A 14,855-nucleotide genomic window follows, 5' to 3' on the forward strand; every position below is an offset into this window, starting at 1 on the left:
GCGCCTCCACCGGCTGATTCGAATGCATATCTCGAGCGTCCTTTGTCCTTCGGATTTTTCCGAAGCCGGTTTAACAGGGAATACATCGATGACGACTGCACGCATTCTCGACTTCATCAAGACCCGACGTCCCGAAGGCCCTTGCCTCGTGGTTGATCTCGACGTCGTGCGCGACAATTTCAACGCTTTCCGGCATTCCCTGCCGAACAGCGCCATCTATTATGCCGTCAAGGCAAACCCGGCTCCCGAAATCCTGAAGCTGCTCGCTTCGCTCGGCTCCAACTTCGATTGCGCCTCCGTGGCTGAAATCCAGATGGCGCTCGATGCAGGCGCGACGGCCGACCGTATCTCCTTCGGCAACACCATCAAGAAGGAACGCGATGTCGCCCGCGCCCATGCGCTCGGCATCGATCTCTTCGCCGTGGACAGCCATGAGGAAGTCGAGAAGGTTGCCCGCGCCGCTCCCGGCGCGCGCGTCTTCTGCCGCGTGCTGACGGATGGCGAAGGCGCCGAATGGCCGCTGTCGCGCAAGTTCGGTTGCGTGCCGCAGATGGCTGTCGACGTTCTGGTCTATGCACACCAGCTCGGCCTCGAGTCCTATGGCGTATCCTTCCATGTCGGCTCGCAGATGATGAATCTCGACGCATGGGATGCGGCGCTGGCCGATGCCAAGCGCGTCTTCGCTTCGCTTGCCAAGCAGGGCATCCACCTGCAGATGGTCAACATGGGCGGTGGTTTCCCGACCAAGTACCTGCGCGACGTTCCGGCTGCCGAAGAATACGGCCAGGCGATCGACACGGCGCTGCGCAAGCACTTCGGCAACCAGATCCCGAAGACGATCATCGAGCCGGGCCGCGGCATGGTCGGCAATGCCGGCGTCATCAAGGCGGAAGTCGTTCTGGTGTCGCGCAAGTCCGACAATGACAACCACCGCTGGGTGTTCCTCGACATCGGCAAGTTCGGCGGTCTCGCCGAGACGATGGACGAGGCTATCCGTTACCCGATCCGCACTGAGCGCGATCAGGACGAGATGGAGCCCTGCGTTCTGGCCGGCCCGACCTGCGACAGCGCCGATGTGCTGTATGAAAAGAACATGTACCCGCTGCCGGTCTCGCTGACCATCGGCGACGAAGTTCTGATCGAAGGCACGGGCGCTTACACGACCACCTATTCGGCGGTCGCGTTCAACGGTTTCGAGCCGCTGAAGGCCTACGTCATCTAAGGCATCGAACCGAAAATCGTTACGCGGTTTTCGGAAAATCCGATGCTCCTTAAAAGTCCGAACGCCGTCCGCTGAGCAGGGCGGCGTCTCGACCAAGCTTCCGTTCCGGCCCTGCCGATTGTGCTGATGCGCAAATCCCTGCTTGCTGCACCTCTTCCAGCCGAGGAAAGCGTGTCGGCGGGCCGGAACGGCTCCACCAATTTTTCATCAAGGGCCGCGTGTGGGCGGTAGTGTGACGGGAGGCCAAGGATGGCCGCTCTTTTGAATTCGGTACGGGCATTTTTCACGCCGCAGACATTTCATGTCGATCAGGAAAATCCGGGCGATGTCGTCGCCCGTGAGAACCTGCTCGACCGCGCCATGGGCGCCGGCCGCCGCCGCAAGTCTTCCGAAAAGCTGCGCGCCGGTCGCGTTCCGGCCGAAGGCCTGGCGCTCGTCGCCCGCGATGAGGATGGCCATGTCATCGGCACGGTGCGCCTGTGGAACGTCGAGGCCGGCATCTCGCGCGAAGGCCGCGCCGTCGAAGCGCTGCTGCTCGGCCCGCTGGCCGTCGATGCCGCCCATGAGGGCAAGGGCATCGGCTCGGCGCTGATGCGCGCCGCCATTGCCGAAGCCACCAAGCGTGGCCACGGCGCCGTTCTTCTGGTTGGCGATGCACCTTATTACGAGCGCTTCGGCTTTTTCGCCGACAAGGCCCAGCACCTCATCATGCCCGGCCCGTTCGAGCGCAGCCGTTTCCTGGCGCTGGAGCTGAAATCCGGCTGGCTTGAAGGCGCTGCCGGCCTGCTGGTGGCAAGCGGCCGCAGGCTCTCGGCTTGAGACCGTCAACCGTTGATTTCGTGCTCCGGCCGGGTGGCCGGAGCCGATCCAGCGAAATTGTATTGCTGCAAAATATTCTTTCATGCGAGGCTGCGGAATCGGATGCGATACCGGTTCGGCGGCGATAGGGTCGCAATTGCCTCTTTGGCCACTGCGACAGTTTATGTCTGGTCCGGCGTGATTTCAGCAGCAGGGGATCAGGCATGCAGGCAGCTCTACTCCGAACCAATCGCGACTACCGCCTGCTATTCTCCGCGAGCGCCGTATCCAATCTTGCCGATGGTATTTCGATGGTGGCGATACCATGGCTGGGCACCTTGCTGACCAGCGATCCGCTGCTGATTTCCATGATCGCGGTGGCGCAACGGCTGCCCTGGCTGCTTTTTGCACTGCCGGTCGGTGTCTGGACGGATCGAAGCGACCGGCGTCTGCTGATGGTGCGGGCGGACATGGTGCGGCTGGCGCTGATGGTATGCACCGTCGCGATGATCTCCGCTACCACAAACCCGCCATTGCCGACGCAATCTGGTTCGACGGCGATTTTTTCGCTGGCGGTAATAGCCTTCCTGTTCGGCTGCGCCGAAGTCGTTCGGGACAATGCGGCTCAGACGATCCTGCCTTCGCTTGTCGCGCCGGGTGATCTTGAACATGCCAATGGCCAGATGTGGAGCGCCGAACAGGTCACTGGCCAGTTCATAGGCCCACCGCTGGCTGGCCTGTTGATTGCGGCGGGCATCGCCATTCCCTTCGGTCTCGATGCCGGTTTTTATGGGGTTTCGGCGGTGTTGATCTGGCTCATCGTGCTGCCGCCGCGTAGGCCCTCCAGCCCCGTTTCTTTCTGGCCCGCATTGCAGGAAGGACTTGGCTGGATGCGGCGCAATACCATGATCCTTCGGCTGGCCATCATGCTGGGAGCAATCAACGCCGTATTTGTCGGGGGAATGACGATCCTCGTTCTCTATGCGCAGGAGGTGCTCAATCTATCCGCGACCGCCTATGGCGTGCTGTTGACATGCGGCGCTGCGGGCGGCGTTCTTGGCGGGCTGATCTCTCCATGGTTTGCCCGCCAACTGGGGGCGAGAGCAAGCCTCTTTCTGGCGCTTTGCGCATTTGCACTGTTCAATCTGGTTCTCGGCCTGTCGGCCTCCGTGCCGCTGGTTGCGACCGGCCTGTTTTTCGAGGCCGCAGCGGGCATGTTGTGGAATGTGGTGACCGTCAGCTACAGGCAAAGGCTTATTCCGGATGATCTGCTTGGGCGCGTCAATTCCGTCTATCGGTTTTTCGGTTGGGGGGCGATGTCGTTTGGCGCGTTTGCCGCAGGCATACTGGTCAGTTTTGCCGAGCCGGGGATCGGCCGCATTGCGGCACTGCATATGCCTTATCTGGTCGGAGCCTTTATCTGCGCGGTTCTGGCCGTTTATGGCTTCTTCCGACTGCGCTTTTGACGCCTCCTGTGCGGTGACCTGCCGGCCGTTTTATCGCCTCATCGCGCTCCATGCCTCTTGCGCGCAGAAATTTACGGGTATATACCCGAGACAAATGCCAAACGATAGTTGCCATTGCATCCTGTTGCGCAAAGCATCCCGCAAGGTTTCGTCCTATTATGACGAGGCTCTGGCGCCGCTTGGCGTGAATATCGGTCAGTTCAGCCTGTTGCGGAACATCAATCGCACCGCGCCGGTTTCGCTGACCGATCTGGCAGCGCGGGTGGAACTGGATCGCTCCACCGTCGGCCGCAACGCCAAGGTGCTGGCTCGCATGGGTCTGGTGGCCATCGGCCACGGCGAGGATCAGCGGGAAGCGATGCTGACGGTGACGAAGGAAGGCCACGCGATCCTGAAAGCGGGCGCGCCGCTCTGGGATGGGGTGCAGGATGAAATCGAGGCCCGGCTTGGGCCTGAGAAGACAGCACAATTGCAGGAACTGCTCGCAGCCCTGTGATTTTTGGGGACATAAGCGGGTATCTGCCCGCAATACAGGGTATATACCCGTAAAATATCGGCCGCGGCCGCTGGAAAGGGAATTTGAACATGCTCTCCACACGCCTCGCCAGCTGGATGGCCGGCAGAAATCTGCATTATGGCTGGCTCGTTGCCGCAACCACCTTTTTGACCATGCTGGCCACCGCCGGTGCCATGGGGTCCGCCGGGGTGATGATCCAGCCGCTGCATCAGGAATTCGGCTGGGATATTGCCGATATTTCCTCCGCAATGGCCGTCAGGCTGGTGCTTTTTGGCCTGCTCGGGCCTTTTGCCGCCGCCTTCATGAATCATTTCGGCGTCCGGCTGGTAGTTTCCACCGCGCTTGCCCTGATCATGGGCGGCATTGTCGCCTCCTTCTTCATGACCGAGGTATGGCAATTACTGCTGCTCTGGGGCGTGGTGATCGGCGTCGGCACCGGCATGACCGCGCTGGTATTGGGCGCCACCGTGGCGACACGCTGGTTTTCCAAGCGTCGCGGACTGGTGATCGGCCTCATGACGGCGAGCAACGCCACCGGCCAGCTGGTTTTCTTGCCGCTGCTGGCGGCGCTGACGGAAGCCTATGGCTGGCGAACCGCCTTGACCCTGTCCGTTGCGGTAATTGCCACCGCCATGGTCCTCGTCCTGCTTTTGATGCGTGACCATCCTGCCGATGTTGGTCTGCCGGCCTATGGCGAGACGGCGGTGGCAAAGCCGGTCAAGCAGGATCACAATCTTCTCGCCACACTGGTATCGCCGCTGGTGACCCTGAAGAGCGTATCGGGCAACCCGGTGTTCTGGGTGCTTTTCGGCACCTTCTTTGTCTGCGGGCTTTCGACCAACGGTCTCATCCAGACACACTGGATTTCGATCTGCGGCGATTTCGGCATGGCTGCGGTGACGGCGGCAGGCACGCTGGCGGTGATCGGCATTTTCGATTTCTTCGGCACCATCTTCGCCGGCTGGCTTTCCGACCGGTTCGACAATCGTTTCCTGCTGTTCTGGTTCTACGGCCTGCGCGGGCTTTCCCTGCTATATCTCTCATTCTCGGGGTTCAGCTTCGTGGAGCTTTCGGTCTTCGCCGTCTTTTACGGTCTGGACTGGGTGGCGACCGTGCCGCCGACGGTGAAGCTCGCTGCCGAGAATTTCGGCCGCGAAAAGGCCGGTCTCGTTTTCGGCTGGGTGTTTGCCGGCCATCAGCTGGGAGCCGCCACCGCTGCCTTTGGCGCCGGTTTCTTCAAGAGCGACTTCGATACCTATATGCCCGCGCTGCAGATTGCCGGTCTGATGTGCATGATCGCGGCCGTCTCGGTTCTGCTTCTGCGCAAGCCGGGTTCCGCAACCCTGACGCCGCAGGCCGCGTAATAGAGGTGATGCACTGGAAGGAGGCCTGCAAATGCAGGCTTTTTCGTATTTTTCCGGCATCTGCCGGGCTCGTTGTGCATCCGCTTCTCGATCGCTGGATGGCATTTGTTGCGTAATTGTCACAATGCTTGCCGGTTAATCGTTCCGATCCATGATCGGCGTCCCGGTTTGATCCATCTCAATCGGCTCGCCTCTCCCTTCGTCATAGTGGCCCCAAGCGGTTGCGGCCGGCGAAGATTCGCGAAAGCCCGCCGTCATCAGCCGGTTCCGGGGACTTGCCCGGCTGCGGTGCGCTATAGGAGAGATGGAATGACGAACAGAAACAAAAAAACCGCCTTGCTTGCCAGTGTCGCAGTCGGTGTTGCGGCCATGCTGGTATCCGCCAATGCCATGGCCGCCGATCTGGCCCAGGCAGCGCCGGCCCCGACCGCCGAAGAGGCGATTGCGGCGGCAAGCCCGTGGATGCTGCGCGTGCGCGGCCTCGGCGTCATCACCCATGACAGCGGCAGCGTCGACGGTTTGTCGGGAGCGGGCCTGTCCTATTCGGACACCGTGATCCCGGAACTCGATATCAGCTATTTCTTCACCGAAAACTTCGCCGCGGAGCTTATCCTCGGCACCACCTATGCCAAAATCAATGGCGAAGGTGTGCTGGCCGGCACGCCCGTCGGCAAGACGTGGTTACTGCCGCCGACATTGACGCTGCAATATCACTTCACCGATTTCGGCGCTTTCAAGCCCTATATCGGCGCGGGCGTGAATTATTCGCTGTTCTATAACCAGACGGAAAAGCCCGGTTTCAGCAATCTCGACGTCAAGAACAAGGTCGGTGCAGCCGTGCAGGTCGGTTTCGACTATATGCTGGACGAGCATTGGGGCGTGAACTTCGACGTGAAGAAGATCTTCCTCAAGACCGACTGGACGGCGGAACTCGGCGGCACACCGATCAGCGGCAAGGCCAAGCTCGATCCCTGGCTGATCGGCGCGGGTATCACCTATCGCTTCTGATCACGGGATCGGTTAAGCGCCGCCTTTGACGGGCGGCGCTTTCTGGGCTATAGGGACGGCCACGGGCATAAGAGCCCCGGCCGTCCGCAGGCGTTTGCGCCCCTGGTGAAGCTCTTTCTTTAATAACGGTCATCCCATGTTTTGCATGTCGTCGATGGCAACGCGGACCCCCTTCGGAATAGTCGGCATGCGCATGTTGGAGAACCGTTATGAACGTGTCCAAACCGCTTCCCGCACTTGAGGGGCTGAAAGAACAGGCAAAACGCCTGCGCGCCGCCCTTGAGGATCAGGGGCAGGCAATCACCCATTCGAAAGCGCTGGAACTCATCGCCGCGCAATATGGCTTCCGCGACTGGAACACCCTCCACGCATCGGCCGGCAACCGCCCCGCTTTCAACCCCTATCTTCTGGGTTCAAGGGTGGAAGGTTTTTACCTCGGCCAATCCTTCGTGGCCTCCGTTCTGGGCGTGCAGGCGCTCGGCGGCGATCCCGAACGCTACCGGCTGACCCTGCATCTCGACGATCCGGTGGATGTGGTGACTTTCGAAAGCTTTTCCGCCTTTCGCCAGCGCGTCCACTGCAATGTTGATACATCCGGCCGTACGGTGGAGAAAACCTCCAACGGTCAGCCGCAGGTGGAGCTGGTGTGGTAGGGGAGCGGGCAGAGTTTACTTGCTGTCAGCTTTGAAACAGCGCACCACATCGCTGGCGTCGTCGCGCCGCGTTCCGATTCAGGGTCGGAATGCGGTGTGCCGCAGCTGTTTGGGAGCACACGCCGACAAAGAGAGCATGACCGGTTGCAATTCCTGCTTGGGCGGCAGTATAATCAAGTCCAAATTGCTGAATATTGTATTTTTATAACAAATTTTGAATGAGGTATTGATGAGCGCGGAGCGCAATCCCGGGCGTTGGATTTACGTCGATTCCATTCGAGGCATAGCGGCTCTGGCGGTGATATACATTCATATTGCCGAAGTCGCCTATAAGAACAGATTTTCGACCTATGCGGTTGAGCATTATCTGTTTTACTTTTTTTCGGAATACTTCGATCTCGGGAAGATCGCCGTCGTCATGTTCTTTGCCGTTTCCGGGTTTGTTATTCCCTTCTCCTTGCTGAAGGTAAACAAGGCGCCCTTGCGCAGCTTTGCGATTTCGCGATTTTTCAGGCTCTACCCCGCCTACTGGGGGTCTATGGTCCTTGCTCTGTTGATTATCCCGCAGCTGCGCGGAGATGTCTTCACGCTTAGTCAGATCATTGCCAATGGGACGATGCTGCAACAGTTTCTGGGGCAGCAAAATATTCTCGGGGTCTATTGGACGTTGCAGATAGAAATCCTGTTTTATGTCGTCAGCGCCATACTGTTCTATGTCAGGCTTCTCCATAAGCCGGAGGCGGCGGCGGGTGCTGTAGTGTTCTTCCTGTTCTGCGCCGTCGCCATGGGGGCCGCGCGATATGGTACGGGCATCAAATTGCCGGTCGCCATTCCGCTTGGACTGACCGTCATGTTCTGGGGATTATTGTGGCGTCACGGCGCGGGTGAAGAGACTGGCGCGCATATGCGGCGGCTCATCCTTGCCACATCCCTCCTCATCATCTTCACCGTGCCTGTCGTCAGCCTTCTGAGCTATAATGTGGATATGGGGTTCGGTGAGACCTGGTACCGTTATACGATTGCCTATTATGCGGGAATGGCGCTGTTTGCCCTCTTCACGACAAAGCTTCGTATCACGCACCCGGTTTGCGTCTGGCTCGGCGCAATAAGCTATTCCGTGTATCTGCTTGGCCCGGTCGCCCAGCCGATCGTGGAATATGTTCTCCCCTATCGGCAACTGGCTCCCTATCCCGTTCACGTCACCATCATCCTGACCTTCGCCCTGGCGGTGATCATGGCTTATGTGAGCTACAGGTTCATCGAGCTGCCGTCACAAAAGCTCGGGAAGAAACTCGCCTCACGCCAGCCCGCTCAAGTGGTTGTATCATCGGCATGAATGCACCGGCATTGCCGCAGGGGGCGGCTATGCCGGTACATTCGGTTTCAAATCCGTTTGCCCGACGCATCGAACAGGTGAAAATCCTTCGCCTGTGCGGCGATCTTCAGCGTTTCGCCGATGCGAAGCTGAGAGCGGCCGTGGACGCGGAACACGATTGTTGTGCCATCGGCGAAGGAGCCGTGCACATAGCTCTCCGCCCCCACCAGTTCAACGGCATCCACCTGCACGGTGCCGGTGAAGGCGGCGTCTGCTGGGGCTTCATCGGCAAGGGTAATGTCTTCGGGGCGAATGCCGAGCGTGGCGACGCCCTGCGGCAGTGCCTCGGTTCCCTGCACCGACCAGCCGGAAGAGCCATTTGCCGATGTCGCGCCATGGCTCAGCAGGTTCATGGAGGGCGAGCCGATGAAGGTGGCGACGAAGGTGGTTGCCGGCTTCTCGTAAAGCTCGATAGGTGTGCCCATCTGCTCGATGCGGCCGGCATTCAGCACCACCAGCCGGTCGGCCAGCGTCATGGCCTCCATCTGGTCATGGGTCACGTAGACGCTGGTGGTGGCGAGCGAGCGCTGCAGGCGGCGGATTTCCACCCGCATCTGCACGCGCAGCTTGGCATCGAGGTTGGAGAGCGGCTCGTCGAACAGGAAGGCCGCTGGCTTGCGCACGATGGCGCGGCCCATGGCCACGCGCTGGCGCTGGCCGCCAGAAAGCTGGCGCGGCTTGCGTTCCAGGAACTGTTCGATCTCCAGCGCCTTGGCCGCCTCGGTGATGCGCCGTTCGATTTCCTCCTTCGGCGTGTTGCGGTTCTTCAGGCCATAGGCAAGGTTCTGGCGCACCGTCATATGCGGATAAAGCGCATAATTCTGGAACACCATGGCGATATCGCGGTCGGAGGGTTCGAGATCGTTGACGACACGGTCGCCGATGACGATCTGGCCGCCCGAAATGCCCTCCAGCCCGGCGATCATGCGCAGCAGGGTGGATTTTCCGCAGCCGGAGGGGCCGACGAGCACGATCATTTCGCCGTCGGCGATGTCCATCGATACGCCCTTGATGGCCTCGACATTGCCGCCATAAACCTTGCGGACGTCTTTCAGCGCAATTTTTGCCATTACTTTTCGGTCTCCACCAAACCTTTGACGAACCAGCGCTGCATCAGCACCACAACGATAATCGGGGGGATGATGGCGAGGATCGCCGTCACCATCACATAATTCCATGGCGTCGAAGCGTCGGTGAAATCCACCATGCGCTTGAGGCCGATGATGATCGTGTTCATCTTGGCGTCGTTGGTCACGAGCAGCGGCCAGAGATACTGGGTCCAGCCATAGATGAACAGAATCACGAAAAGGGCGGCGATATTGGTTCTCGAAAGCGGCAGCAGGATATCCCGCATGAAACGGAACGGCCCTGCATTGTCGATGCGCGCCGCCTCGACCAGCTCACCGGGAATGGTCAGGAAGAACTGACGGAACAGGAAGGTTGCCGTGGCAGACGCCATCAGCGGCAGCGTCAATCCCGCATAGGTGTCGATAAGCCCAAGATCGACGATGACCTTGTAGGTGGGCAGGATACGCACTTCCACCGGCAGCATGAGCGTGATGAAGATCATCCAGAAAAAGCCCATGCGGAAGGGAAAGCGGAAGAAGACGATGGCGAAGGCCGACAGGAACGAAATGACGATCTTGCCGATGGCAATGGCGAGCGCCACGACGAAGCTGTTGAACAGCAGCCGTTCGAGGCTGACGCCGACCACTCTTTCGACACCGCCGACCATGGCCTCGGTGTAATTGGCGCTCAGATGGTCGCCGGGCAAAAGCGACATGGGCGGTCGGATGATATCCGTCGACGTCATGGAGGAGGCGACGAAGGTGTAATAGATCGGGAAAGCCACGATGATGATGCCGAGAACCAGCATCAGATGGGCGATCACGCGGGCGACCGGGCGATTTTCAATCATCAGTAAATCCTCAGCCGTAATGCACGCGCTTCTCGACGAAGCGGAACTGGAAGGCGGTGAGCGCGATGACGATCACCATCAGGATCACGGATTGCGCGGCGGAAGAGCCGAGATTGAGGTTCACGAAACCATCATTATAGACCTTGTAGACCAGCGTTTCCGTCGCCTTGGCCGGGCCGCCGCCGGTGACGGCATGGATGATGCCGAAGGTATCGAAGAAGGCGTAAACCGTGTTGACGACCAGAAGGAAGAAGGTTGTCGGCGCAAGCAGCGGGAAAACGATGGTCCAGAAGCGCCGCGAGCCGCGCGCGCCGTCGATGGAAGCCGCTTCCAGCAATGATTTAGGAATTGCCTGCAAGCCTGCGACAAAAAACAGGAAATTATAACTGATCTGCTTCCACGCAGCCGCCGCGACGACGAGCAGCATGGCCTGATCGCCGTTGAGCAGCGGGTCCCACATGATGCCGTTGCGGCGCAGGATATAGGAGAAGGTGCCCATGGCCGGGTTGAACATGAAGAGCCACAACATGCCGGCCACCGCAGGGGCAACGGCATAGGGCATGATCATCATGGTGCGGTAAAAACCCTTGCCGCGCACCACGCGGTCCGCCGCCGTCGCCAGAAGCAGTGCCAGCCCCATGGAGACGAGCGCGGTCAGGATGCTGAAGATGACGGTGACCTGCAGCGAGTTCAGATAGCTTTCATCCGACAGCACGGCGGAAAAATTCGCCAGCCCGACGAAATTGCTGTTCAGCCCGAAGGCGTCCTCGCGCATGGTCGACTGGTAAAGCGCCTGGCTTGCCGGCCAGAAGAAAAAGATCACCGTGAGGATGATCTGCGGCGCGACCAGCAGATAGGGCAGGATCTTGTTGGGGAATACGACGCTTTGCACGGCGATCTCCTGATGAGATGGGAATGCCGCCCGCATCCTGTCGAGGATGCGGGCGGGGCAGGGGATCGTTTAGTTGCCGGCAGCCTGTTTGATGGCCGCATCGCCGCGCTCGACGATCTTGTCGAGTGCCGCTTTCGCGTCCTGCTTGCCGGCCAGCATCGCCTCGAACTCCTCATTCATGATGTCGCGCACCTGCGGCAAGTTCACGAGACGCACGCCCTTGGAGTTTTCTGTCGGCGGCTTGCCCATCATCTGCAAGAGCGGCGTTTCACGGGCGGGGTTCTTGTCATAGAAGCCGGATTTCTTGGTTTCCTCATAGGCCGCGATGGTCACCGGCATATAGCCGGAGACCTGATGCAGGCGCGCCTGAATCTTGGTCTGGGAGAGGAAGTGGAAGAACTCGGCCACACCCTTATATTCGGCGTCGCTCTTGCCGCCGAAGACCCAGAGGCTGGCGCCGCCGGGAATGGTGTTCTGCGGACCATGGCCCTCATAATAGGGAAGCTGGCCGATGCCGTAATTCATGCCGGTCTTGACGATATCGCCAAGGCCGCCGGAGGATTCGGTCAGGATGCCGCATTCGCCGGACATGAAGAGCTGCTTGGCTTCCGAGGTGCGGCCGCCATAACGGAAAGTGCCGTCCTTCGCGAGATCGGCAATCGCCTGGAAATGCTCGACGAAGAGCGGTGCATTGACCGCAAGCTTCACATCCGTGCCGCCAAGGCCGTTTTCATTGCTGCCATAGGAGACGTTGTTCCAGGCGGCGAAGTTTTCGGTCTGAATCCAGGTAAGCCAGGTGGAGGTGAAACCGCACTGGGCCGCACCGCTGGTCTTGATCTTCTTGGCGGCTTCGAAAACTTCCGGCCAGGTCTTCGGTGGGTTGGCGGCATCGAGGCCGGCCTTCTGGAAGACATCCTTGTTATAGTAGAGGATCGGCGAGGACGAATTATAGGGGAAGGACAGCATGGTGCCGTCAGGCTTCGAATAGTAGGCGACGATGCCGGCCAGATAGTCGGCCTTGTTGAAAGTATAGCCGCCTTCCTTCAGCACGTCCGCCACCGGCTTGATGGCGCCGGCAGCACCCATCATCACGCCCGAACCGGCGTCGAAGACCTGAATGATCGCCGGCGGCTGCTTGGCGCGGAACGCCGCAATGCCGGCATTCAGCGTTTCCGGATAGGTGCCCTTGAAGACGGGCGTGATCTTGTATTCTTTCTGGCTGTCGTTGAATTCTTTGGCAAGCGTATCCACGACCTCGTTGTTGGCGCCGGTCATGGCGTGCCACCACTGAATGTCCGTTACTGCATATGCATTCGATGTGACAAAAAACGAAAGCGCGGATGCCGCGGCGAGGCGGTAGCTGAGTTTTTTCAAGGTCATTCCTCCCGTTATGAAAACAGTAAAAGATACAGCCCCTTATTGCAGTCGTTCCTCCTCGATCCGGCTGCGGGCGATCTTTTCTGTACTAGCGATCTGATTAAAAGCGAACTCTAACGAAAATGCAAGAGAACGTGGAACGATTAAAACGAAAGTGAAGGAAACGGATTTATTATTCCATTTCCTTCGTTCCATGGTTTTTTCATGCGCCCGACCGTTAGGGGCATGCCGGCGCGGGATCAGCTCCCGCCGGAAATCCAACAATCGGCATTGATATGTTATTACATTACGTATTATGGTGCGGCGAATTTATGGATGTCGAAGGTGCGGATGTGTTCGGAATGAAGCGGAAGAAGACGGTCGATCCCAGGGACGATTCGGCCGTCGCGCCACCTGTCCGCACGGTGCCGGTTACGCTGCTGACCGGTTTTCTGGGAGCGGGCAAGACGACGTTGCTGAACGCGCTTCTGACTGAGCCGTCCATGCGCGATGCCGCGGTCATCGTCAATGAATTCGGTTCGGTGCCCATCGATCACGGTCTGGTGCGAACGGGTTCTGAACGATATTTCAGAACGACGACGGGCTGCATCTGCTGTACGGCCACCAGCGATATCCGAACCTCGCTTTACGAGCTGCATCAGGCCTTTCTGGAAGGGATGATGCCGGAAGTATCGCGGGTCGTCATCGAAACCACCGGCCTTGCCGATCCCGCGCCGATCATCAACAGCCTGATCGCCGGCGGCACGCCGGCGCTTGGCCTGCGCGATCACATCGTGGCCCGGCATTTCCACCTTTCGGGCGTGGTCACGGCTTTCGACGTTGTCTCCGGTCCGGCGATGCTCGACAGCTTTATCGAAGGCTGGAAACAGCTTGCCTTCGCCGATCATATCGTTCTGACGAAAACCGATCTTGCCGATGCAGCAGCCGTGGACCGCGAAAGTCTCGCCGATCTCAATCCTGCGGCATCGTTTCACGACCGTAATGCCGCCGATTTCGACCTGATGTCGTTGTTTGCAGCCTCGGATTATTCGCTGCGCGGCAAGCCGGAGGATGCGCCGGGGTGGCTTGCGGCCGACAGGCTGAGCCTTCATGCCGCCCACCAGCACGATATCAACCGCCATGGCGTCGGGGTCGAGGCTTTCGATCTCACCTTTGACGGCGCTTTCGATCCGCAGGCGATCGTCACGTTTCTGGAGCTCGTCACCAGCAATGTGCATTCCGGCCTGCTGCGGCTCAAGGGAATTTTCGGCGCGACGGATGACCCGGAGCGGCCGGTTGTCGCCCATGCGGTGCAGCACCGGCTTTATCCATTGACCCGCCTCGAGCGCTGGCCGGATGGAAATCGTTCCACGCGCATCGTGCTGATCGGCATGGACATGCCGCAGCAGCCGATCCGCTCTCTCTTCGATACGCTGGCCTCGCAGGCGGGGCGAAAGGGCAGGGCATGAACAATCCGCTTGCGCGCAGCGGCTCCGCAATCGTCTCGCAGGCCCGTCTTCTGAAGCAATGGTCCCGCGATCTGCTGCATCTCCACCCCGAAGACATTATCACCGTCAGCGAGCTTTCCTGCTCCCTGCCGGATTGCCCGCCGCGCGAAACGGTGATCGTCATCCTGTCGGCTTCCGGTGCCAGCCGGCAACTATCCATCCACAAGCCGCTTCTCGCGGTGGATCATGACGATATCGTGCGCGCCATCGCCGCGAATTCGGCTTGAGAACCCGTTTTCAGGCTCAAGATGCGCTTGACCGCCGACGCCCTCATCCGCCACTTCAGGTGTAGCGACGGGATTCGCGGATGATAAAGGGCGGGCGATGGCCGATCTGGCGGTATATGCGGGTTTGTTCCTGACGGCGTTTATCGCGGCGACCATTCTGCCCATGCAGTCGGAGGCCGCACTGGCCGGCCTCATCGTTTTGAAATCACAGCCTGTCTGGCTGCTGGTCGCCGTGGCCAGCGCCGGCAATGTCGCCGGCTCCTTTGCGAACTGGCTGCTCGGCCGCGGCATCGAGCGCTTTCGGCATGAACGCTGGTTTCCCTTAGGGGAGGCGGCGCTGGAGCGCGCCCAGAACTGGTATCGTCGTTATGGCAAATGGTCCCTGCTCATCAGCTGGGCGCCGCTGATCGGCGATCCGCTGACGGTCGCCGCCGGCATCATGAAGGAACCGCTGCCGGTCTTCCTGCTGCTGGTCACCATCGCCAAGGTCGGGCGTTATCTCGTTCTGGCGCTGGTGACGCTGAATTTTCTATGAAGCCTCTCCTCCGTCA

The 14,855-nt window shown here is 59.8% G+C and carries 15 protein-coding genes; 11 read left to right on the forward strand and 4 right to left on the reverse strand.

Annotated features, from left to right (window positions below):
- Window positions 1–88 precede the first annotated feature (88 nt).
- From odc2 to I3J13_RS13535, 8 genes are all read left to right on the forward strand, one after another.
- Window positions 89–1,222, forward strand: a complete 1,134-nt coding sequence (gene odc2, locus I3J13_RS13500; RefSeq protein WP_003523360.1) for an ornithine/lysine decarboxylase — start codon at window positions 89–91, stop codon at window positions 1,220–1,222.
- A 249-nt stretch (window positions 1,223–1,471) separates the two neighbouring features.
- Window positions 1,472–2,041, forward strand: a complete 570-nt coding sequence (locus I3J13_RS13505; RefSeq protein WP_174057694.1) for a GNAT family N-acetyltransferase — start codon at window positions 1,472–1,474, stop codon at window positions 2,039–2,041.
- Window positions 2,042–2,244: 203 nt separating this feature from the next.
- Window positions 2,245–3,486 (forward strand): MFS transporter, encoded by a 1,242-nt coding sequence (locus I3J13_RS13510; RefSeq protein WP_196379126.1) that lies wholly within the window; start codon window positions 2,245–2,247, stop codon window positions 3,484–3,486.
- A 94-nt stretch (window positions 3,487–3,580) separates the two neighbouring features.
- Window positions 3,581–3,982 carry a MarR family winged helix-turn-helix transcriptional regulator gene (locus tag I3J13_RS13515; RefSeq protein WP_020813347.1) on the forward strand — a complete coding sequence of 134 codons (402 nt, stop codon included), beginning with the start codon at window positions 3,581–3,583 and terminating at the stop codon, window positions 3,980–3,982.
- Between the two features lie 89 nt (window positions 3,983–4,071).
- Window positions 4,072–5,367: an MFS transporter gene (locus I3J13_RS13520; RefSeq protein ID WP_196379127.1), complete on the forward strand. Its 1,296-nt coding sequence runs from the start codon at window positions 4,072–4,074 to the stop codon at window positions 5,365–5,367.
- Window positions 5,368–5,676: 309 nt separating this feature from the next.
- Window positions 5,677–6,375 carry an OmpW/AlkL family protein gene (locus I3J13_RS13525; protein WP_196379128.1) on the forward strand — a complete coding sequence of 233 codons (699 nt, stop codon included), beginning with the start codon at window positions 5,677–5,679 and terminating at the stop codon, window positions 6,373–6,375.
- A gap of 209 nt (window positions 6,376–6,584) precedes the next feature.
- Window positions 6,585–7,028 (forward strand): glyoxalase superfamily protein, encoded by a 444-nt coding sequence (locus I3J13_RS13530; protein ID WP_196379129.1) that lies wholly within the window; start codon window positions 6,585–6,587, stop codon window positions 7,026–7,028.
- 229 nt (window positions 7,029–7,257) lie between these two features.
- Window positions 7,258–8,364 carry an acyltransferase family protein gene (locus I3J13_RS13535; protein ID WP_196379130.1) on the forward strand — a complete coding sequence of 369 codons (1,107 nt, stop codon included), beginning with the start codon at window positions 7,258–7,260 and terminating at the stop codon, window positions 8,362–8,364.
- A gap of 47 nt (window positions 8,365–8,411) precedes the next feature.
- Here I3J13_RS13535 and I3J13_RS13540 read toward each other — a convergent pair whose 3' ends face one another.
- From I3J13_RS13540 to ugpB, 4 genes are all read right to left on the reverse strand, one after another.
- Window positions 8,412–9,473: a sn-glycerol-3-phosphate import ATP-binding protein UgpC gene (locus tag I3J13_RS13540; protein WP_196379131.1), complete on the reverse strand. Its 1,062-nt coding sequence runs from the start codon at window positions 9,471–9,473 to the stop codon at window positions 8,412–8,414.
- Complete coding sequence (ugpE, locus tag I3J13_RS13545) at window positions 9,473–10,321, reverse strand: sn-glycerol-3-phosphate ABC transporter permease UgpE (protein ID WP_003523347.1); 849 nt, start codon at window positions 10,319–10,321, stop codon at window positions 9,473–9,475. Before ugpE ends, I3J13_RS13540 begins: the two co-directional genes overlap by 1 nt.
- A gap of 10 nt (window positions 10,322–10,331) precedes the next feature.
- Window positions 10,332–11,213: a sn-glycerol-3-phosphate ABC transporter permease UgpA gene (ugpA, locus tag I3J13_RS13550; protein WP_003523346.1), complete on the reverse strand. Its 882-nt coding sequence runs from the start codon at window positions 11,211–11,213 to the stop codon at window positions 10,332–10,334.
- A 69-nt stretch (window positions 11,214–11,282) separates the two neighbouring features.
- Window positions 11,283–12,593, reverse strand: coding sequence for a sn-glycerol-3-phosphate ABC transporter substrate-binding protein UgpB (gene ugpB, locus I3J13_RS13555; protein ID WP_003523344.1), 1,311 nt, complete (start codon window positions 12,591–12,593; stop codon window positions 11,283–11,285).
- Between the two features lie 338 nt (window positions 12,594–12,931).
- Between ugpB and I3J13_RS13560 the strand changes: the two genes are divergently transcribed.
- From I3J13_RS13560 to I3J13_RS13570, 3 genes are all read left to right on the forward strand, one after another.
- The gene (locus I3J13_RS13560) at window positions 12,932–14,038 is read left to right on the forward strand and encodes a CobW family GTP-binding protein (protein ID WP_236000912.1); all 1,107 of its coding nucleotides are present in this window, start codon (window positions 12,932–12,934) and stop codon (window positions 14,036–14,038) included.
- Entirely contained in the window at window positions 14,035–14,304 is a 270-nt protein-coding gene (locus I3J13_RS13565; protein WP_196379133.1) for a hypothetical protein, read from the forward strand. Before I3J13_RS13560 ends, I3J13_RS13565 begins: the two co-directional genes overlap by 4 nt.
- A 97-nt stretch (window positions 14,305–14,401) precedes the next feature.
- Window positions 14,402–14,839: a YqaA family protein gene (locus I3J13_RS13570; protein ID WP_196379134.1), complete on the forward strand. Its 438-nt coding sequence runs from the start codon at window positions 14,402–14,404 to the stop codon at window positions 14,837–14,839.
- The last annotated feature ends 16 nt before the right edge of the window (window positions 14,840–14,855 follow it).

Origin of the sequence: Agrobacterium leguminum (genome assembly GCF_015704895.1) — a bacterium.
Taxonomy (GTDB): domain Bacteria; phylum Pseudomonadota; class Alphaproteobacteria; order Rhizobiales; family Rhizobiaceae; genus Agrobacterium; species Agrobacterium leguminum.

What these genes read in the sequence shown, in the direction of transcription:
- odc2 (WP_003523360.1), top strand. Translation starts at nt 89, where the DNA reads ATGACGACTGCACGCATTCTCGACTTCATCAAGACCCGACGTCCCGAA.
- I3J13_RS13505 (WP_174057694.1), top strand. Translation starts at nt 1,472, where the DNA reads ATGGCCGCTCTTTTGAATTCGGTACGGGCATTTTTCACGCCGCAGACA.
- I3J13_RS13510 (WP_196379126.1), top strand. Translation starts at nt 2,245, where the DNA reads ATGCAGGCAGCTCTACTCCGAACCAATCGCGACTACCGCCTGCTATTC.
- I3J13_RS13515 (WP_020813347.1), top strand. Translation starts at nt 3,581, where the DNA reads ATGCCAAACGATAGTTGCCATTGCATCCTGTTGCGCAAAGCATCCCGC.
- I3J13_RS13520 (WP_196379127.1), top strand. Translation starts at nt 4,072, where the DNA reads ATGCTCTCCACACGCCTCGCCAGCTGGATGGCCGGCAGAAATCTGCAT.
- I3J13_RS13525 (WP_196379128.1), top strand. Translation starts at nt 5,677, where the DNA reads ATGACGAACAGAAACAAAAAAACCGCCTTGCTTGCCAGTGTCGCAGTC.
- I3J13_RS13530 (WP_196379129.1), top strand. Translation starts at nt 6,585, where the DNA reads ATGAACGTGTCCAAACCGCTTCCCGCACTTGAGGGGCTGAAAGAACAG.
- I3J13_RS13535 (WP_196379130.1), top strand. Translation starts at nt 7,258, where the DNA reads ATGAGCGCGGAGCGCAATCCCGGGCGTTGGATTTACGTCGATTCCATT.
- I3J13_RS13540 (WP_196379131.1), bottom strand. Translation starts at nt 9,473, where the DNA reads ATGGCAAAAATTGCGCTGAAAGACGTCCGCAAGGTTTATGGCGGCAAT.
- ugpE (WP_003523347.1), bottom strand. Translation starts at nt 10,321, where the DNA reads ATGATTGAAAATCGCCCGGTCGCCCGCGTGATCGCCCATCTGATGCTG.
- ugpB (WP_003523344.1), bottom strand. Translation starts at nt 12,593, where the DNA reads ATGACCTTGAAAAAACTCAGCTACCGCCTCGCCGCGGCATCCGCGCTT.
- I3J13_RS13560 (WP_236000912.1), top strand. Translation starts at nt 12,932, where the DNA reads ATGAAGCGGAAGAAGACGGTCGATCCCAGGGACGATTCGGCCGTCGCG.
- I3J13_RS13565 (WP_196379133.1), top strand. Translation starts at nt 14,035, where the DNA reads ATGAACAATCCGCTTGCGCGCAGCGGCTCCGCAATCGTCTCGCAGGCC.
- I3J13_RS13570 (WP_196379134.1), top strand. Translation starts at nt 14,402, where the DNA reads ATGGCCGATCTGGCGGTATATGCGGGTTTGTTCCTGACGGCGTTTATC.